The sequence below is a fragment of the Niabella aurantiaca DSM 17617 genome, from assembly GCF_000374125.1.
Classification (GTDB): domain Bacteria; phylum Bacteroidota; class Bacteroidia; order Chitinophagales; family Chitinophagaceae; genus Niabella; species Niabella aurantiaca.
In genome coordinates this window covers 1-20,401 of record NZ_KB893636.1, presented here as the reverse complement: position 1 = coordinate 20,401, position 20,401 = coordinate 1, and the positions used below count along the sequence as shown (strand labels likewise).

The 20,401-nt window shown below is 49.7% G+C and carries 15 protein-coding genes and 1 pseudogene; 5 read left to right on the top strand and 11 right to left on the bottom strand.

Translation table 11 applies throughout. The features are described from left to right. Positions 1-259: 259 nt before the first annotated feature. Positions 260-400, top strand: coding sequence for a hypothetical protein (locus tag B160_RS0113515; protein WP_245562207.1), 141 nt, complete (start codon positions 260-262; stop codon positions 398-400). 58 nt (positions 401-458) lie between these two features. On the opposite strand, the gene B160_RS0113510 is transcribed toward B160_RS0113515, so the two are convergent. From B160_RS0113510 to B160_RS0113500, 3 genes are all read right to left on the bottom strand, one after another. Next, positions 459-2,510 (bottom strand): OstA-like protein, encoded by a 2,052-nt coding sequence (locus B160_RS0113510; protein ID WP_018628455.1) that lies wholly within the window; start codon positions 2,508-2,510, stop codon positions 459-461. A 1-nt stretch (position 2,511) separates the two neighbouring features. Further along, on the bottom strand, positions 2,512-3,495 hold the full coding sequence (locus tag B160_RS0113505) for an MlaD family protein (RefSeq protein ID WP_018628454.1): 984 nt from the start codon (positions 3,493-3,495) through the stop codon (positions 2,512-2,514). Positions 3,496-3,648: 153 nt separating this feature from the next. Next, complete coding sequence (locus B160_RS0113500) at positions 3,649-4,665, bottom strand: N-acetylmuramoyl-L-alanine amidase family protein (protein ID WP_245562206.1); 1,017 nt, start codon at positions 4,663-4,665, stop codon at positions 3,649-3,651. 105 nt (positions 4,666-4,770) lie between these two features. Between B160_RS0113500 and B160_RS0113495 the strand changes: the two genes are divergently transcribed. The 3 genes from B160_RS0113495 (at position 4,771) to B160_RS0113480 (ending at position 9,236) form a co-directional block, all read left to right on the top strand. Continuing rightward, positions 4,771-7,644: a putative LPS assembly protein LptD gene (locus tag B160_RS0113495; RefSeq protein WP_018628452.1), complete on the top strand. Its 2,874-nt coding sequence runs from the start codon at positions 4,771-4,773 to the stop codon at positions 7,642-7,644. A 106-nt stretch (positions 7,645-7,750) separates the two neighbouring features. Then, on the top strand, positions 7,751-8,236 hold the full coding sequence (locus B160_RS0113485; RefSeq protein WP_018628451.1) for a GNAT family N-acetyltransferase: 486 nt from the start codon (positions 7,751-7,753) through the stop codon (positions 8,234-8,236). 58 nt (positions 8,237-8,294) lie between these two features. Further along, positions 8,295-9,236, top strand: a complete 942-nt coding sequence (locus tag B160_RS0113480) for a hypothetical protein (protein WP_018628450.1) — start codon at positions 8,295-8,297, stop codon at positions 9,234-9,236. Between the two features lie 17 nt (positions 9,237-9,253). Here the strand turns inward: B160_RS0113480 and B160_RS0113475 are convergent, their stop codons facing one another. The 7 genes from B160_RS0113475 to deoC all read right to left on the bottom strand — a co-directional run bounded on the left by B160_RS0113475 (position 9,254) and on the right by deoC (position 17,890). Further along, positions 9,254-10,426, bottom strand: coding sequence for a hypothetical protein (locus tag B160_RS0113475; RefSeq protein WP_018628449.1), 1,173 nt, complete (start codon positions 10,424-10,426; stop codon positions 9,254-9,256). A 12-nt stretch (positions 10,427-10,438) separates the two neighbouring features. Next, positions 10,439-11,680: a YaiO family outer membrane beta-barrel protein gene (locus B160_RS0113470; protein ID WP_018628448.1), complete on the bottom strand. Its 1,242-nt coding sequence runs from the start codon at positions 11,678-11,680 to the stop codon at positions 10,439-10,441. 50 nt (positions 11,681-11,730) lie between these two features. Then, entirely contained in the window at positions 11,731-13,794 is a 2,064-nt protein-coding gene (locus tag B160_RS29100) for an LTA synthase family protein (protein WP_018628447.1), read from the bottom strand. A gap of 1 nt (position 13,795) precedes the next feature. Then, positions 13,796-15,220, bottom strand: a complete 1,425-nt coding sequence (locus B160_RS0113460; RefSeq protein ID WP_018628446.1) for a glycosyltransferase family 2 protein — start codon at positions 15,218-15,220, stop codon at positions 13,796-13,798. Beyond that, a complete protein-coding gene (locus B160_RS0113455) occupies positions 15,217-16,311 on the bottom strand; it encodes a HEAT repeat domain-containing protein (RefSeq protein WP_018628445.1) in 1,095 nt (364 codons plus the stop codon). Before B160_RS0113455 ends, B160_RS0113460 begins: the two co-directional genes overlap by 4 nt. A 31-nt stretch (positions 16,312-16,342) precedes the next feature. Then, positions 16,343-16,720, bottom strand: coding sequence for a response regulator transcription factor (locus B160_RS0113450; protein WP_018628444.1), 378 nt, complete (start codon positions 16,718-16,720; stop codon positions 16,343-16,345). Positions 16,721-17,221: 501 nt separating this feature from the next. Next, complete coding sequence (gene deoC, locus B160_RS0113440; protein ID WP_018628442.1) at positions 17,222-17,890, bottom strand: deoxyribose-phosphate aldolase; 669 nt, start codon at positions 17,888-17,890, stop codon at positions 17,222-17,224. 148 nt (positions 17,891-18,038) lie between these two features. On the opposite strand from deoC, the gene aspS reads away from it, so the two are divergent. Next, entirely contained in the window at positions 18,039-19,865 is a 1,827-nt protein-coding gene (aspS, locus tag B160_RS0113435) for an aspartate--tRNA ligase (RefSeq protein ID WP_026309750.1), read from the top strand. 305 nt (positions 19,866-20,170) lie between these two features. Here aspS and B160_RS32120 read toward each other — a convergent pair. Then, positions 20,171-20,401, bottom strand: a pseudogene (locus B160_RS32120) (hypothetical protein); the annotation flags it as partial.

Below are 20,401 nucleotides of genomic sequence, written 5' to 3'. Positions count from 1 at the left end.
ATGTAAAACGGGGCATCCTGCTGCCGCGGATCCCGGATCTTTTTCCGGGGCATTCTGCCGGGCTTGCCTCCTCTAAGCTTTAATACCTCAGAATCAGTGGCAATAAGCCTCGTTTTAGTGCAGCTAAAGAAAAATTTTGATTCCCCTTTTCCATGGCGTATATTTATGCAGCCCACTTATAACACAAACAGGAGCCATGAGAGTGCTTTTAGATGATAAAATCCAGCGGCCTGAAAAGGATGCTCATCAATCGGCTTTCTTGAATCATATAAGTTTTACAGCAGATGCCATCGTCCATTTAGCGGGCAAAACGACCAGTTTTAATATTTCGGAATGGATCTGGCATATTGAAATCATTGACGGCAGGGAATGCTACATCGTAACGGACAAAAAAGCCTGACAGAGCAACCATTAACGGCACAGATGACCTGTTAGGTCTTAGAGACCTAACAGGTCATTTATTCCATCAGTTCATATTTTGATTTGGGCCGCTCAGCCTCACGCCATCTGAAATCCTTTAAACGCATTTCTTCCGGCGATTTATCCTTCAGCGGATAAAGGGTTCCTTCGGCATTGCTCCTGAGCACCACCTTTTTAAGCTCCTTCTCCCAAAAATAGGCATCCAGGATATCCGAAGTGGTCTGATTGACCCCTATATAAGAGCTGTCTGCATCCTGCACATAATAAATACATTCTGCCGATCCTTTTGCACGCACGGAGTCCATATTACCATCTGTAAAATAACCATCGAGGCGGGTTGCCTTAACCTGGTTGTAGGCCTGGTCTTCAATATGATTGATCATGAAGCCTTTTTTGAATGCTTCAAAGCGGTTGATCTGTTTGTTTTTTGTATGCAACAGAATGGTGTCGCCGCTCACCTGGCTGGTTTTGCCCCAAACCACGGGGTCCTGGTACAGCCGGAATGTTGAATCTTTAAAGGAATAGAAGAGGCTGTCGCAAACGGCCTGAAGCGAATCGCTGAAGATCTTCACATGATGAAAAGCTTCAAAATACCGGTTGGTGCTGTCGTTGGAAGCCGGAGTCTTTTGCGGCAGCTTGCCTTTGCCTCCTGAAGCTGCAGCGGCGGCAGCCGTTTTTGACCGGCCTGCTGTATCTTTTACCGCTTTCCCCAATACCGTTGGCACATCCACGATGGCTTTGCCGGGTATGCTGTCCCTAACAGCGGCCTTATGTTGCGGATCTGCGGAAGAAGGCAGCGGGATCGCGTTTATTTTTTCTGCCGTTACTTTTTTTGCCACTGCGGCAGCCGTATCTTTCATTGCCTTCTCTGATGCCGGCGGCGGCACATTCACGATGGCTTTGCCGGGTATGCTGTCCTTTACGGCAGGCTGTGGAGCCTCTTTAATTTTTTTGGCCGCAGCAGCGGTCGTATCTTTTACAATGGACCCCAGCGAATCTTTTTTGCCGGCCACCGGGACCGCCGGTATGTTCAATGAGTCTGCCGGCTTCTGATGCAGGGTATCCGGCGCCGTCTTGATGCTGTCGCCACCCAGGGCCGGAGATAATACGTACAGGTCGGTGAGCTTTGCGCTGAACAGGGTATCCGCCGTAATAAAAATAGAGTCTTCCCCCTGTTTAATGATCATCAGGGGCTTTAAGGTCGCCAGGATCGCTTCGGTAACGCGGTTCTGAAAAATAAGATTCCCGATGATGGTCGTTTTCCGTATGGTATCGATCACCACGGCATTTCCTTCCGCCTTTGCAAATCCCTGGTCCAGCGATACTTTGTCGGCTTCTACCGTAACGCCTTTACCATCATTGATCAGTGGGCGCTGGCCAAACTGGGCATCCCCGCTTTTCAGGTTGTAATATCCCTCGCGGGTGTCTATGGAGGCACTGGTACTGTCCTTTATATGCGTTAATGCAATAAAACGGGCCACCTGATTTTCGGTATTGTACATCAGGGAGTCGGTTGTGATCCGGTAGCCCGGGTCATTTACCAAAACGTTTTTCTTGAAGTACACATCTTTAATATCGGTATAGTAAAATGCTTCTTTACTGGTGATCACGGTGCGCTGGTTCACCACTTTTCCCCCGTTCTTATACGTGGCAATATTGGTGGTCATATTGTACTCCAGGTCCGGCGTGGTCAGTGTGGCATGGCCATCGGTCAGTTTCACATTTTTATCCAGGTACGCGATCTGCTTATCTGTAAGATACCGCAAATGGCCCGCATAAATATTCGTGGTATCCGAGTCATTGATATGTACATTGCCCCAGGCTTCAAAGGTCCTTGTGCGGTCGTTCCGGACGCACCGGTCGCATTTAAACGTAGTAGCGCCCTGCTTCATCACAACGCGTCCCACCAGTACGGTCAGATTGGTACTGTCATCTGCCTTTTTTAATGAAAGACTGTCTGCGTGAATGATCTCGATAGGTATGGACCCGCCACCCGCCGATGCCGGAACAGGCTGCTGGGCCCTGATCATTCCTGCCCATATCAGCAACAGGAAGAGCATAAAGGATTTCGGAAAAAAGGAGGTATGCATGTTATTCTGGAACGGTGTCCTTTATTGCAGGAGCCGTAAGTTCTCCGGCTTTATTTTTTTTGCCAAAAACGGAAATATTCACGTAACGTTTCGGATGAACCCGGATATCATCCAACAGGATCTCGGCGCTCAGGGCCACTTTGTTGAGGCGGTCGTATAATTGCCGGTCGCTCATCATTGCCCCGATGCTGCCATCCGGGCTAGAGATCTTATGTACCGCATCGCGCAATACGCCCACGGTTGCCGTTAAGGTATCCATGGTCTGCTGCAGCTCCAACCGGGACAGGTTACTGGTCAGGGTATCTACATTTCCCAGGATCTGGTCTATCTTCCCGTTATTGCGTTTCAGCGATTCGGTAAATACACTCATATTGTCCAGCGAAGCCGCCAGGGGTCTTTGCACGCTTGTTAATAGAAGGTTCAGGGACGCTATGGTATTCTTTAAATGGGCGATCGCTTCCTGCAGGTTGCGTTGCGTGGGCGCGTCCAGCGTATTGTTAAAATGCGACAATAACAGGGTAAGTGAATCTGCTACTGTTTTTACTTTTCCCATCAGAGGTTTGGCTTCTGAAGACAGGTTGCCCAGCAGCCCTTCCTCCACCTTGGTCCTGATCTTATCTTCATCTCCCAGGTATTTGGTCGAATTCCCCTTATCGATCACCACTTCCGATGCACCCAGCAAACTCCCCGAAATATACGCAACCGAATTATCCGGTATATTCACGTCTTCCGTAATGCTCAGTGTTACCCGGATAGCGTTCACATTCGCATCGTTCGGCTCGATCTTGTAAACCGATCCGATCGCAAGGCCGTTGATCTTTACAAAATTGGATTTTTCCAGTCCTCCGACTGATTTAAAAATGGCGTAAATCTTGGGGTTATGATTAAAAATATCCTTCCCTTTCAAAAACCTGAACCCGAATATAAGCGCTGTAATAGCCAATACAGCTAAAATGCCTACTTTAAGTTCATTTGATATTTTCATGAAACAATGGTTTAAATTTTCTCTGAAGCCAATTAACTCAAATTATTCTGCAAATAACGTCTGAAAAAACTAAAAACCTGCGTATTTATACAAAAAACTCACCATCAGAATCGTTAATTCTTTGTGTCATGCAGTGATCCGGGGCCGGGCCGTCTATTCCGCCTTGCTGACCAATGCCAGGGATCCTGGTACAGTGGTGCTGTATTTTTCAATATAGGTCTTCACCGCGGAGAGGATGCTGTTCACGATCGCTTCCTGTCCTTCGGAGCTGATGAGGTATGCTTCGTCTTCTTTATTGCTGATAAAACCCATTTCCACAAGGATGCTGGGCATACCGGTAGCCTGAAGCACCCAGATCCCTTTGTGGTTCCTCTGTTGTACGCCGCGGCTCAGGCGCCCGTCGGCAATAAAATTCTTTTCCACCAGGGAAGCGAGGGAATAGCTTTTTCGGAAGTAGTTCTGTGCGTAGATCAGCATACGCACCCGCTCTGCCGGGTCGTTAACGTCCGGCAGCGGGGGGTTATCGGCACCGTCGCCGGTCTCCTCATTGTAATAATCCTTATCCTCGTCATCAATATTCTTCATGGAGTTGACCTTTTGTTCATTCTTTCCCACTGCCCATATATAGGTTTCTGTGCCTCTCGCTTTATTTTCTACCCATACGTCCTCATATTTATTTACATAATAGGTCTTTTTTACCTTCCGCCTCTTTTTGCCCCTTCCTACGGTTACGGTTTTTGTATGCCGGGTCCTTCCGATCACCTTTTTTATATACCATCCTCCGGGTCTTCTGCCAGCAGCATTGCAATGCAGGGAAATAAAGAGATCGCCGTTACTGCGGTTAGCAAAATCGGCCCGGTACCGGTTGGCCGCAACAGCATTGGTCAGCCCCCCGGGAAGTGCGGAACTGGTCCTTGTTTCCAGGATATTGATGCCCTTCAGCTGGTTGCGCAGGGCCGTTGCCAGTTTTCGCGCTACCTGCAGGTTAATGGCTGCCTCTGTGGTCTGCAAGCCTTTTGCCCCTGCATCATTACCTCCGTGTCCTGCATCCACAATGATCGTTTTTACCGAGCCCGATTTCGCTCCTGAAGTACCCTGCTGCGCAGAAATACCCGAAAAACAACCCACTGCACTTATGAATAGAATAAACCGAATTACAAATTTTTTCATACTTTTTTTCAGGCTTGGAAGTAATATCTTGTTTTTAGTTTCAAGCTTCACAAAATCTTTACTATGTTCTTTATACATTTGCGCCGTACTTTGGCTTAAACCCTAATGCGCAAATTTAAAAGAATTTATTTTGTTGTTCCTTTTCTAACAGCTATGATCCTGATGGCTGGTGAAAAAGATGTGGCTGCTTTTACCGCCCGGGCATCAACGGGTGCAAAAGCAGGTATTTTCCAAAAAGACACCGTTCCGCAAAAATCCATAAAAGATACCCTTCCGGTAAAAGACAGCCTAAAGATAGCCGATTCTTCCAAACTGGCAACAGATACGGGCGCCCGGGCAAAAACCGATACCTTCCGGCTCAAAATTTCGAAAGACACGCTTTCCGGACCGGTAAAATATTCAGGGCAGGACTCCATCGTAGGCTTCCTGGATTCAAAAAAGATCAACCTTTACGGAAAAGCAAAAACAGAATACCAGGATCTGACCCTTACGGCGCCGGAGATTGGCATTGACCAGGAAAATCATATTGTTACCGCAAAAGCCGGCAGGGACAGCACCGGTGAAATAGCGGACTATGCGGAAATGAAGCAGGGCCAGGAGGAGTACAAAAGCGAGGGGATGGAATACAATATCAAAACCCAGCAGGGCATTACCAAGGGTACCATTACCCAGCAAGGAGAAATGTATGTCCATTCCGAGATCGCAAAAAAGATCGATGCACGTACCATGTACGGGCAGGGCACTTTTTTTACCACCTGCAACCTGGATCATCCGCATTTCGGCTTCCGGGCACGGCGCGCAAAAATCATTAACAAAAAATTAGCGGTTACCGGATCCGTACGACCTGAATTTGACTCGGTGCCGGTGCCCATCTACCTTCCTTTTGGAATTTATCCGTTATACCAGGGCCGCCATTCGGGTATGATGTCGCCCTCATTCGAGCGCAATGATCAAATGGGGCTGGGCCTCTCCCGTATGGGGTATTACCAGGTGATCAATGACCACTGGGATGTGCAGGCGTATGGGAACATCTATTCTTATGGCAGCTGGATGTTTAACGTACAGCCTACTTACCGGAAGATATATAAATACCAGGGGTCCATGAACTTTGGCCTGCAGCGCACAAGACGCAATTTCAAAGGCGATCCGGATTTTTCAAAAGTAAGCACCTATACGCTTAACTGGGCGCATTCATCGGACTCTCGCTCCCGGCCCGGGGTCAGCTTTTCCGCAAATGTGAACATGAGCTCCACCCGGTACAATGAAAATGTTCCCAACAGTAACCTGCTGAATATGGCCAACAACACGGCCGGTTCTTCCATTACCTATGCCAAAACCTGGCAGGACAAGCCTTTTAACTTTACGGCAAGCTTTAATCATAACCAGAACAATGCGGCAAGGCTGGTGACCTTTAATTTCCCCAACATGGCATTTACGGTAAATACCATTTACCCTTTCCAGAAAAAGAATGCTGCGGGCTCCCGGAAGTGGTACGAACAGCTGGGCATCGGGTTCCAGACGGGTTTTCAGAACTCAATGTCGTATTATGAATATGCCGACCGGCAAAAAGATTCCCTCAAGGGGCTGAGCCTTTATAAAAATGCATTTGAACGCATGTGGGACACACTGCAGTGGAACGCGAACCAAAGCATCCCCATCTCGCTTTCACTACCCCCCATCCTGGGTGGAGCGGTAATGATCTCTCCTTCCATTTCCTATTCGCAGAACATGGTAAGCCGGATTGCGGATTACTCCGTAGAAAGCAGGGAAATGGTGAACGAATTCGGACAAACGGTGGTTTATGATACCGTCATCGCAAAAATGAACCGCGGCATCGGGTTGCGCAAACAGATGAGCATGGGTGTAAGCCTGAATACCGCACTCTATGGTACCTACCAGTTCCGCAATAAGCGGGTGCAGGGGATCCGGCACGTGATCCGACCCACTATATCGCTCAACTATACACCGGACATCAACAAGGACAACTTTCAGCCGGTGACCGTCCGCACAGATACTACGATATCCACGGTCTATTACGACCGGCTGGCAGGTCTGTACTCCTCTCCGCTGCCTACTTACCAGCCCCGGCGGTTCGGAGGCGTCAATTTCGGGATCGATAATAACCTGGAAATGAAAGTTAAGGCCAAGAAAAAAAAGAAAGCCGAAGCAGACAGTACCGACAGCGAAACCGAGAGCGGAGTTGACGAGAACGGGTTTAAAAAAATACGCCTGATCGAAGGTTTTGGCATTACCTCCTCGTATAACCTGTTTGCAGATTCTCTTAGTCCCAGGCTTGCTCCTTTCAACCTATACTTCAGGACCAACCTCTTTGAAAAGATCAATATCAGCGCCAATGGTACCATCATGCCTTATAAGCTCGATGCCAACGGGATTCCCAAGTTCAGCGAATATGCCTGGCAGGGCCGGCGCTTTAACATCGGTACGCTGACCAATGCCAGCATTACGATGAGCACCAGTTTCCAGAGCAAGCCGAAGGACGCTAATAAGGCCAAGCAGCGGGAGGAAGCATTGAACCAGCAAATGAATGATCCCATGCTCCAGGGCGACCAGCAGCGGCTGCTGGAATACATGCGTCAGAACCCTGCCGAATTCGTTGATTTCAATACCCCCTGGTCCATCAATCTTTCCTATTCGCTCACATACAGCAGACCCACCAGAACTTCGGGTGCATATGCCGGAAACGGTATTAACTCCAGCACCAATTTTAACGGGAGCTTTAACCTGACCCCTAAATGGAACTTCAGCGTGAATGGCGCTTACGATTTTAAGACAAAGCAGATCCAGACCGTAGGGTTTACCATTTCGAGAGACCTGCATTGCTGGCAGCTTTCGGCCAGTGTTTCGCCCGTGGGTATTTATAAATATTACAACTTTACCATCAGCCCCAAATCGGGAATGCTGCAGGATCTGAAGATCAACCGGAACCGTTCGTTCTTTAATGGCGGACCGCGTTATTGATCCGGCGGCGGCTGTTGCTCCACTCTATCTTTTTTCAATACCACAGACGGGGGTCTCCTGCCGGCGGCTCCCGGTTCTTCCATCTGCAAAACAATACCTTTGTATCATGAGTATGGTTACCATCAGACCCGTTACGGAAACCGACAACGGGGCGCTTGCAAAGATCGTTCGCGCCGCCTTTGTGGAGTTCAGCGCTCCTACCCGGAATACTGTTTTTGAGGATCCGGCAACCGACCGTCTTTCCGGCCTTTTTGAAGCAGCAGGCTCCCGCTTGTGGGTGGCAGAACAGGACGGCATACTGCTGGGTTGCTGTGGCATTTATCCAACGGACGGCCTGCCGGAGGGCTGTATTGAGCTGGTCAAGTTCTATCTGTCAGACTCCGCCAGGGGCAAAGGTGTTGGAGCGGCGCTGTTCCGGAAATGCATGGAATCTGCGCGGGCTTTAAATTGTAAAGAAATATACCTTGAGAGCCTACCCCAGTTTGCCACCGCAGTGGGGATGTATGAGAAGCTGGGGTTTAAAAAACTGGATCATCCGCTGGGCAATTCCGGGCATACGGGTTGCACCATATGGATGCTGAAAGCGCTCTGATCCGGCCACAGCAGCAAAAGAAAAACGGAACGATGACATCATTTTCAACCGCATCTTTATGTATCAAAACCAGATCCCAAAAGCGGCAACCCGCCGCATCCGCTGCTGCCTGCTTGCTGCCCTTGTTTTAACAGGCTGTACCAAGCCTTCCTGGCAGGTAGCCGACAGGTCCGCCGCCCGGAGCAGCGCCGGCAAAACCCTTTCCAAGGGCAAAGACAATCCCGTTATTGCGACCGGAACGGTGCCGCTGGGTACCTGGTGGTGGAGCACCAGCAAGCGGTACCAGGATCAATATTTGGATTTCGCCCATCAAAACGGCATTACCGAGATCTATTTTTATACGGTTGACTTTTCAGAAGCCACCGGCGCGTTTATCGAAAACGCCGGCAGCAAAGGCATCAAGGTCTTCCTCCTTGCAGGAAGTTATCAATGGATCCATGACCGCAGCGGTTTTATCAGTCTCATGAATCGATACACCCAATACCAGCATTCGGTAAGCAGTACCCGCCGGTTTTCCGGCATTCACCTGGATGTGGAACCGCAACAGGACCCGGAGTTCCGCCAACAGCGCGCAGCGATCCTGCAACAGTACATCGATTTTGTGGTCTGGGCTTGCGATCAATATGCCGGTACGGGAACCATCGATTTTGACATTCCCTTCTGGATGGATGACGAGGTGATGTATAAAGGTGAAAAACGCCGGTTGTACGAAGCGGTGATCAGCACGGCTGCCCGTGTCTTCATTATGTCGTACCGCGATACGGCAGCAGGGATGTACGCGGTATCAAAAGAGGAGCTCGCCTTTGCCGCATCCCAAAACAAGCAGCTCTTTTTAGGAGCAGAAACCGCCGCATCAAAGGAAGGCGACGCGGTTACCTATGTGGAAGAAGGCAAAGCCTATCTGTACGGCGAACTGCAAAAGCTGGGCACGCTTTGCGGCAACATGAACTATGGCGTATCGGTGCATCATATACAATCCTGGTACCGTTTGAAAAAGTAGACCCGTTGTTTCTCTGGTCAGCGCCGTTTGCTTTTTCCGGCGTAATAATCCTTCAGGATCGTGCTCACCAGCGGCCGGTAAAAACTCCAGAAGAAACTCTTCCGCTGGGTCTTGTCCAGCCGGTTCATAAATAAGAATCTGAACAGCTCGATCCCTTTAAAATAGGAGGTATTGAACGAGATGGGGTTATCACAAAAATCACCCGAGAAATACCAGAACTGGTAATCCTTCCCTACATGCGCCTGCACCGCAGGGAAGGTTGCGGGAATCCCATACCGGGCGAGTTCTTTTTGCCCTGTTGCAGTAAGATCAATGGAAAACCGCGCCTGGACCCTGTTGATGGCCGTATCCGGAACCACAATATCAAACCAATAGGAATAGTTGACCCGTTCGGGTAAATCATAATAGTCCCTGAATGCGCTTTCGGTAACAATATAAGGTACCGCTGCTTCAAGATCTTTACCGGCTTCCAGCACTACAATGGTATTGTCTTCCCCTACAAAAACAATTCCTTCCTTTGTAAACGGCCAGCTATTGTTATGCCGGCTCATATATCCATGAATGAGCCAGCGGGGAATGTCTTTATTGGCGGCGGTATCCAGCAGACTGAAATATTTTCCGATCCACCCCGTCCATTTCAGACCGAACAGCTGCTCAAAGTGGTACCGTTCGGTCATTGCAGACGGCGAGCCAATGGTATTGAATTCGGCCATGACCAGCTTCCGTTTCTGCTTCATTTTTTCCATGAACGCTATATCCTGGGCGCTCAGCCCCCCGTAGATGGTACCGGAGCGCTCGGTAATGTTCTTCTTGCGGTACCATTCGTTTGAAAAGATCCCATAAGTGTCGGTATAATAAACCAGATCCGCATCCGTGCTCAGTTTATTCAAAAGCGGTTCATCAAACCGTTCCAGCCCCTTCAGACGGAACTTTTCATTTTCCTTTGGAAAAAAACCAAAATAGTCACGGCCTACATCATACCGCTGGCGGGCGTTCTTTGTAAACCGGTAATGGTTCAGGATCCATGTCAGCGAAATATGTTCCTGACCCTCTGTGGTAAGCGCTGTTTTATCAACAATGGCCACCACCAGCCGTTTTTTGGGGGTCAGCAGCCACAGCACCCACATCAGGAGGGGAATGAGGAGCAATACCCAGGGGAAAAAATATGCATACCTGCGGTTCCATTTCATAGCTGATTCTTTTTAAAAGCGCCGGATGTACCCGATACCGGCCTGGATCTGGTTTCCCCTTGTGTCCGGCATGTATTCCTGGTTGATAAGAGAAGCGCTCAGGGAAACGATATTCAATTGGAACGCATGCCGGAGATCGAGGGTCGCCTTATAGGTTTTCAGCGGGTATGCGGCATTCAGCTGCGGGTTCAGATACCGCTCATCCGGTGAAATGCCCGTGCCCAGGTTCAGCCCGATAAAATCATCCGCACTCCCAAAATAGTAGCGGCCAAGCAGGTTATAGGACGCCGAGCTTTTGCTGGTTTTGGAGGGCACAAAATAGGCACGGGCACCAAACAGAAAGCTGCTGTAATATTTACCGATGTAAGCCGTATAGATATTTGTCGTTGTAGTAAAATAAAGATGCCGGATGCCCAGCTCTGCCTCAAAACTCCTGGGCAGATTTGCATATACAGAAAGACCCGCGCGCCATTTGGGAAAAACACCCACATTGTTGGAGTAACCCGCGTTTACATACAAATAAAAGGTCTTTGAGATCCGCGGATAGGCATCCACTTCAAATTGTACCCCGCTGTTGCGGAACCGGTTGGCATAGTTCACCCGTCCGATCACCGTTCCAATCCCGGTACGCCGCCCGTAGTCAAAGCTGGCCAGGTGCCAGGGGTGGTCAAACTGCCGGTCAAAATGGACATAATCATAGGAGATGCCAATGCGGTTCAGGGACCGTTCGTCCCTGATGCGGTTGCCCAATGCCAGCGCCTCGGGGCTCTTCTTATTTTTTTTCAGCAGGGTGTCCACAATATTTCCTGCTTCCCCGTAGCGGCGCATTGCCGCAAGCACTTTTGCTTTCCGGAGCAGGAGGTCGGCAGAAGCCGGATGGTAGGTCAGGCCGGCATTTGCTCTTTCCAGGGCTGCGGCATTATTGTCGTTCCAGTATTCGAGGTCGGTATAGGCAATGGCCGCATCTTCATAGTCCGGCTCGTCCTTCAGGATCCGATCAAAGCAGGCCCTTGCGCTGTCCGGCTGTTTATCCCAGGTGTACAGTCGCCCCAGGAACACCCGGACGTCCGCATACTCCGGGCTCAGGTCCAATGCCCTGATGCAATAGCGCTTTGCCAGCGCATAATCTTTATTCTCAAAGGCCGCATGCCGTGCTGCCTGGAACAGGCCATCCGATGTGGCGGTATCCGCCTGGGCAAAGACCTGGATACCGATAAAAAGGAACATCAACAACAAAGACTGTTTTATGGGCATAATTGATCATTTTTAATTTTCAATCCGGGTTGCTTCCCCCGGCGGAAGGTTCATTTTCCGGTGGTGTACAACCGGTAGATCGAATCCGGTATCAATCCCGCACCATTGATGATCTGCCGGTTCTTTCCCCGGAACCGGTCAAAAGCACCGCTGAGCCGGCTTCCTACTTCCCGGGAATCTGCCGGTATCAAATTCAGCCGGTGATCCATTTCATAAAGGTTGCTTCCATTGATCATATAGCCTCCTTCCACAAAATCGATCAGGTCATTTTTATCCTGCATCATCGGGTATGCATGTACGTTGCGGAATGTGCGCACCGTGTCCAGGCCCGATCCTATCCAGCTTACAAGTGACGGTATTTGCAGCCCGTAGCTGCCTTTCAGAAAGGCCAGCAGCGACGGTGTAATATCAAAGTGCGATACCACGGATGAAAATTTTTCCGTTCTGCTTAAGAGGGGTGAATAGATGAGCAACGGCACATGATAACGATCGATCTTATTGTTCAGCGGCAGCTCCGGCATCTGGTGATCGCCCGTAACCAGGAAGATGGTATTTGCGAAGCCGGGTTTCCTGCTGCAGGCGGCAAAAAAATCGCGCAATGCATCGTCTGCGTATAAAATACTGGCGTATTGATTTTTGTAATTCCGCACATTCTCCTTCTCCGCATCCGGGAGCCGCAGCTCGGTCAGCCGCTGCTCCAGCTTTTTGAAGTACGCCTCCTGGTCGTTTATTAAAAACGGGCTATGTGTGGCTACGGTAAGCAATACCGACAACCGGGGAGCCGGGGAGGCGGGCTCCTCTGCTGCGAGGTACCACCGGAACAATTCTTTATCGCCATACCCCCACGAAAATCCCGAGCTGGCGGCCGGCAGTCTGGTATATCCGGAAGGAAAGCTTTTTATATCCCGGATCACTCCTATATGATTCTTTTGCATAAAAAGATCCATATTGTCAAAATGGGCATCGCCGCCATAATAGAACGCCGTATGATACCCGTTATGCTGCAGCAGGGAAAGCAGGCTTATATGCGGCGGCATGGCCGCGCCCAACTCTGCAAAACCATTTTTTGCAAAGGGCAGCGAGCCTAAAAGGCTTGGCAGCACGGAAAAGGTCCTTCCCGATGTGCTCAGGCAATTTTCCCAATAAAGGCCGGCATGGGACAGGGAATCCAAAAACGGGGTAAAATTGCCCAGCCGGGCGCCGCTATTCGCAAACGCGCTGCCCAGCCCTTCTACAATAATGATCACGATACCCGGGAGACTGTCCGTCCTTTTAAAGAACGGCGACAGCACATCCGGTGTGTCTTCAGCTCTCAGGAAGGGATAGGCCGTTTCGTCAATATATTTAAATACCTTCAGGGAGTCTGCCGCCGCCGGGCCCTCTTCATAATCCCCCGAATAACGATCACTATAGATATCCGTCAGCAATTCCTGCGGCCGAAAATGATCAAGGGTGCCTTCATAGAAGTAATAAGACTTGTTTACGGAAAGGTTGTTGGCGTACTCGTTTCCCGGCTGCAGCCCGGATGCCCGTAATGCCGGTCTGAACGGGATGGCCGCCAAAAGAAAAAGGACCACGAGGTAGGCGACCCCGTCCGGCAGCCTTATTTTGCGGGGAAGCTTCGCCAACCCCCAAACGATCAGTATTGCCGCAGCCGCCAGCACAACAAAGACCCATATGCGGACACCGGCGGCTCCAATGGTTTGCCGGATGTCCGACAACTTATAGCTCCACAGATCGCCTCCCAGCAAATTAAACGATGCCTGAAAATACTGGACCAGCCCCAGCTGCACCAGGCACATTGCACTGCCCAGTATGATAAAAACGATGCGGGCAAATTTTCTGCCGGCCAGGCCGCAAACCAGGTACAGCAGGTAAAGCAGGAACCCGATGCCGGTTAAGAACGCAAGATCCTTTAGCAGACCCGTAAAAAGCACACTCCAGAAAAATTTATTGCCATGGTGCAGGTAACTGTCATACCCGGTCTCCAGCAGCCGGAATACCAGGAACAGCCCCGTCAATATCAAAAACCAGGGCACAAACGCTTTACAGGCACTTTTCAATTTCCTGTAAAAGAAGGGCTCCTTTTTTTCGGTTTTGTATGGCGTTCTCATCTTATGAAATCTTTTTGTCAAATCCTTCGCGGGTCATATCGCCCCAGCTGTGCCGGTTCCTGAAGATATCCACCAGCCCCCTGATGCTGCTCCATACAACAAAGGGATGAAAATTGAACGGCTCGCTCAGGCTTGTCAGCAACAGCTTGGCAATATCCGTTCTTCTCCGGTACTGGTTATACGTTTTCACCTCCATATATACCGCAAATACGGAATACAGGTAATTGAAGCTGACTACCACGGCGAGCAGCGGAAAAAACAGCTCCCAGTCAACAAGCCCTGTAAGGATCATTATAAAAAAAGCGGAAAACCCGAGGAACTCGATCACCGGCGCCAGCAGCTCAAAAAAGAACCAATACGGGTAGCTGAGCATACCCAGCAACCGGTACCGGGGATTAAAGAACATTTTCCGGTGAAACTTCAGGGTTTCATAGGTTCCCCTGATCCATCTGTTCCGCTGTCTTCCCAATACCTTATAAGATGCGGGCGCCTCCGTCCAGCACAGCGGGTCCGGGATATAGGTGACCTTATATGGCGCTTTTTTTTCTTCCATATAACGCCGCATACGCACCACCAGCTCCATATCTTCGCCCACCGTATTCCGGTTATACCCGCCGCATTGAACCACGATTTCCTTATCGAAAGCGCCAAAAGCACCCGAGATCAGCAACAGCCCGTTGAGCCGGCTCCAGGCCATCCGCCCCAGCAGGAAGGCACGGATGTATTCCAACGTCTGCATCCGGGGAAGATACTCCCGGGGCAGCCTTACCTTTACAAGACTGCCATTTTCAACGATGGATGAATTTGCAATGCGGATCACTCCTCCGGAAGCAATCACTCTTTTGCCTGTGGCTTCCATAAAGGGCTTCACCATTTTCAGAACGGCATCCTGCTCCAATATACAATCCACATCAATGCAGATCACATAATCATTCCCTGCAATATTGATGCCCACATTCAGCGCATCCGCTTTGCCCCCGTTCTCTTTATCGACCACCGTCAATTTCCGGAAGACCGGGTTCCGGCTTTTATAAATGCCTCTTACGGCTTTTGTTGGTATCTGGCGGGGAACAAAAAAATCGATCCTCCGCAGCTGGTAAGCATCTATTAATTTTTGCAGGCTGTTGTCCCTGCTGCCATCATTTACAATGATCACTTCGAGGTTATAATAATAAATGGACAGCAGCGACCGTACATTGTCAACGATCGACAATCCTTCATTATAAGCAGGGGCTATAATGCTTACAGAGGGCGCGTGCAACGAGGAAGCGATCATCCGGTAATCCGTTACCCGGTTCTGATGTATATATTTACGGGTTTCACCGATCGAAAAGATGCCGATGAAAACATAAAAGGCAAAAAGGATCACTGAATATAAAAATATGCCCAGTGCAAATGCTTCCAGTATAATAACCCACCAATTCATTTTTTCAGTTCGGATCTCAGGTGATCATAAATATTCTGAAACAGCAGGGGCTGCTGCAGGGCCCTGCTATCCAGTAAAGCCCATCCCCCTGTACAACCGGCTGCAATGGCCCGTGCTGCTCCCAGTTTTAAAAAATCATTTTCATTGTCCAGCTCTTTTATCAGGAACGGCAATTGCGCATCATCGGCAATAACGGTAAGGCTGTTCAATATATTGATCTTATTCTTTACCGTTTCGGAAGGGTACCGCTCACATAAAATACCGGCGGTCGTTTCCCCCGCAATCTCCTTCAGCGTTTTTGCCGCCTGGCCTCTTACCGCTTCGTTTTCATGCATGAAGCAGCTCACTACATCATCATGCACCTCAAAGCACTGGTAGATCTCGGCAAGCTTTAACGCAAACAGCACAACGGTTGCATTGTCCGAATGGATCCATGCGCTCAAACCCGGGATCGGTTCAGGATCAAGCGGGCGCAATCGCTCGATCAGGTTCAACTGCTGCCAGTCTGAAAGCGAATGGGTGAGCACATTCAGAAACCGCAGCCCTTTAAATCCATAAAAGTTGAACATGGCCGCCTGCGCCTCCCTCCGGATATATTTATTCCGGTTATTTGTAAGCTTGAAGATCCGGGCGTTCAGGTCTTCCTGCTTCATTACCGACAGCTCATTGATCCCTTTTACTTTTTTATGCCATACCGGGCTATTGAGTTTTTTGATGGAGTCTTCTTTCAGGCCCAGCTTCAGATAAAGTTTTACCACGTTATCGCCAACCGTTCCCGCAACGCTTTTTTTTAATTCAATAAGGCTGTCGAGCGCAAACTGACGTTTATGGGGTTGCTTCAGATGTTTCGCAAACTTAGCAGGCACGGTAACCTTCAGCAGTTCCCCTTCTTCCAGCATCAATTTGCTCACCCACAGCTCAAACCCCATCCGGAAGGACTGCGGTTGAAAAAAAGCTTTTTTACGCTGATAAAGATTCCAGTAAATGAGAACAAGCAACAGCACTATAATGGCCGTAAAGACACCGGCCACTGTATAAAGAAGCCCGGGGTTCAGCAGGTCAAATATGGAAATCGAAAACAGCAAGATCATGAAAAATTAAGCCTGGAAGGGGGTTAAAACATCAGGAAAGCGGATCCGTATTCAATGGGCCCACCAATCGTTTTATCCGCATTTCCAGTTCTTTCAGACCAAATGGTTTTACCACATAATCATCCGCGCCCAGCTGAAAAGCCTCTTCCACTGCATTTTCCTGCCCCATGGCAGAAAAGACAATCACCGGCGTTTTCCTGTTTTTTGTCTTTACCGCGCTCAGCACTTCCAAACCGGACGCAAAGGGCAGCATGATATCCGTAACCACTATATCCGGCGTCAATACCTCCAGTTGCTCCAGGGCCTTTCTGCCATCTGCGCAAGGGTACACTTCATAACCGATCTTTTTCAGTTTCAATTCGATAGCCCGCAACAGGGCCGTTGCATCTTCAACAAGTAAAATTTTCATAGTTTAGTTTTTCAGACATATAAACTAAAACCCTTATGCTGTCTCTATAAAGATTCCAGTACCGAGGTTAAGATTTAAAGGGTCGTTACTGAGGCGATAATTGCAACAAAGATATATAAAAAGCGGCTTCATTTACAGGGGTGTATTCCAATTTACAGCAGGGACGCGCAGCGGGACATAACACTTTTTATAGCGCTGGGCCCACTATGGCAATAAAAGCCCTGGTGCTTCTTAGTGTTCTGGCGCCTTAGCGGCAAAACAATAAAAATCCAAAAAAATGTTTGCTCCCCGCGCAGATCAGATTTTCGCCATGAGCAGACATCAAAATGCCGGACGGGTGCCCGAAGCGCCTGCCACGATGTCCGCCTGTACCGAATAGCCCCTTCGGGTCTCTTCCACAGCGGCGCTCCCGCAAATGACGTGAGTTTTTATGAGGATCGCGTGGATCGCAGCAGGGGTGCCTGGTACTCCTGCAAGAATGCAGCACCTGCAACATCAGGGTTAGTAACCAGCGCTGCCCTGCTCTCCCTTTACGATCGCCACGCCGGCGCTGCAGCCCAGGCGTGTGGCGCCCGCTTCCACCAGCTCTTTTGCAAAGGCATAATCCCGGATCCCGCCGCTCGCTTTTATCTGCACCTGCGGAGGCAGGTGTTTTTTAAACAACTGTACGGCATGTACGCTGGCGCCCTTTTCCGCATAGCCTGTTGAAGTTTTCAGATAGTCGATACCTGCGGCACCGTACAATTCGCAACACCTGATGATCTCGTCATCGGTTAACACGCCGCTTTCAATAATGATCTTGATCACTTTGCCTTTTTCCCGGATCACGGGCATCAAATGATTGATCTCATTGGCCAGGTACGGCCAGTCATTGTTCTTTAAAGCGATCAGGTTGATCACAATGTCCAGTTCATCTGCCCCGTCTACCAGCGCCAGCAATACCTCCGCCAGTTTTGCTTCAATTGCCGAATACCCAAAGGGGAACCCGATAACGGTAGCTGTTCCCACTCCGGATCCTGCCAGGAGGGCCTTTGCCTGCTTCACAAAGGGAGGCGGCACACAGACCGCTGCAAATCCATACGCCTTTGCTTCACTGCACAATTTTTCAATATCGCTCACCAGGGTGGTGGGCTTCAGGATGGTATGGTCGATGTACCGGGCAATGTCCATGTTTGTTGTTTTTAAAATGCAAACCTACTGATTTCTGAAATATCAGGCGATCGGCCATCAGCCCTGCATTAAATGGAATCCAACCTGGAACTTTAAACGTGAAACGCGAAACCGCCGCCAGCCCTTATCTTTGCGGAAATTTTCAAGCATGTTTCGTACACAGACCTGCGGTGAACTAAGAATCGCAGACATCAATAAGGAAGTGACCCTGGCCGGCTGGGTGCAAACCGTCCGTAAGTTTGGCAGTATTACATTCGTAGACCTCCGTGACCGTTATGGCATTACACAGCTGCTGTTTTCTGAGGCGCTGAACGATCAGCTCGATGCCAGCCCCTTAGGCCGGGAATTTGTGCTGCAGATCACCGGCAAAGTACACGAGCGGAGCAATAAAAATAAGAACATTCCCACCGGGGATATTGAGATCCTCGTAGACCATTTCTCTGTGTTGAATAAAAGCATTACGCCTCCATTCACCATACAGGACGATACGGATGGCGGGGATGACCTGCGCATGAAGTACCGTTTCCTGGATCTGCGGCGCAATGCGGTAAAAAAGAACCTGGAGCTGCGCTACGCTGTAAACCGCGCTACGCGGGATTACCTGCACCAGCAGGGCTTTATGGATATAGAAACCCCTTTCCTGATCAAATCCACACCGGAAGGCGCCCGCGACTTTGTAGTACCTTCCCGTATGAACCCGGGCGAGTTCTATGCCCTGCCACAGTCGCCCCAGACATTTAAGCAGCTGCTGATGGTAAGCGGGTACGACCGCTATTACCAGATCGTAAAGTGCTTCCGGGATGAGGACCTGCGGGCCGACCGACAGCCGGAATTTACCCAGATCGACTGTGAGATGGCCTTTGTGAAGCAGGAAGATATCCTGGCCATGTTTGAAGGCCTGATCAAATATATTTTTAAGACCGTAAAAGGGATCGAATATACAGAGCCCGTTGCCCGCATGAGCTGGGAAGATGCCATGTGGCAGTACGGCAATGACAAGCCGGATACCCGGTTTGGCATGCAGCTGCTGAATATGAAGGCCCCGGCGCATGTTTTTGCTCAGAAGGACCGGAGCGCAGCCCTGGTGGACGGTGCCGGCTTTGGTGTTTTTGACGATGCAGAAACCGTGCTGGCCATTGCCGTTCCGGGATGCAGTGAATATACCCGCAAGCAAACAGACGAGCTGACCGAATGGGTAAAACGCCCCCAGATCGGCATGAAGGGGCTTGTATTTATAAAGTACAACGCAGACGGCAGCTTTAAAAGCAGCGTTGACAAATTTTATAACGAAGACCGGCTCAAAGCCATTGCGGAAGCGGCGCAGGCAAAACCCGGAGACCTCATCCTGATCCTTGCAGGCACAGAAGAACGTACCCGTAAAGCCATAAGTGAGCTGCGGCTGGAAATGGGCAAACGCCTCGGCATGCGCAAAGATGACGAGTTCAAACTACTGTGGGTACTGGACTTCCCCCTGTTTGAATACGATGAGGAAGGGAATCGCTGGGTGGCACGGCACCATCCCTTCACCTCCCCAAAACCTTCAGACATCGATACCATGATCGGCAATAACCCGGTCATTGAAAACGCAGCGACCTATTTAAGCCATCCGTATGCCAACATCAAGGCCAATGCCTACGACATGGTCCTGAACGGTAACGAGATCGGCGGGGGCAGCATCCGGATCTACCAGAAGGAGCTGCAGCAGAAAATGTTTGAAGCGCTGGGCATGGACGCAGAAGAGCAGCAACATAAATTCGGGTTCCTGCTGGGCGCCTTTGAATATGGTGCACCGCCACATGGTGGTATTGCCTTTGGTCTTGACCGGACCTGCGCCATTTTGGGCGGCAGCGAAAGCATCCGCGATTTTATCGCCTTTCCCAAGAACAACAGCGGAAGGGATATCATGCTGGATGCACCGGCTACCATCGACAACAAACAGCTGGATGAATTACAGATAAAGATCGACCTGAAATAACCTGCTGCCCAACTGGCAGCGTTATAAAACGAATATCTTATGGACCGGCGATGATCCTTTATCAGGATGGTCGCCGGTTTTTTTTTACAGCCTTTCAATGAGCGTGCATACCATTTCTAATACAAGCCGCTTTTGGTGTTAACGTTTCACTCAAAAAGAGCAAAGTCCCCTCAAGGTTCGTAGGGATATTGAATAGCAGCCCTCTTTACGAACACTGCGGCTCGCCGTGCCGTTTGCGTTAAAAAGGGAATATAAAAATGTTACGTGCCCGTTTAAACGGGCCGGGGGTGCATTTCAGATTTTCGCTATGCTGCGACCTTAACAAACTCCCTTTTGGATAGTTCTACAATCTTTGACCATTGTTGATTCTTCTTTGTTACTCTGAGATGCAACATATTTTGGGCGCCATTTCGGCTCCATCTTTGTCCGGATTGCTTCAGCCTTTTTTGGACAATCGTTCGGTGTGCTGATTCGATAGCGCCGGAACCAATCAGTCCGGCACCGATCGTTTTGTATAATGGATAATTCATTCTTGC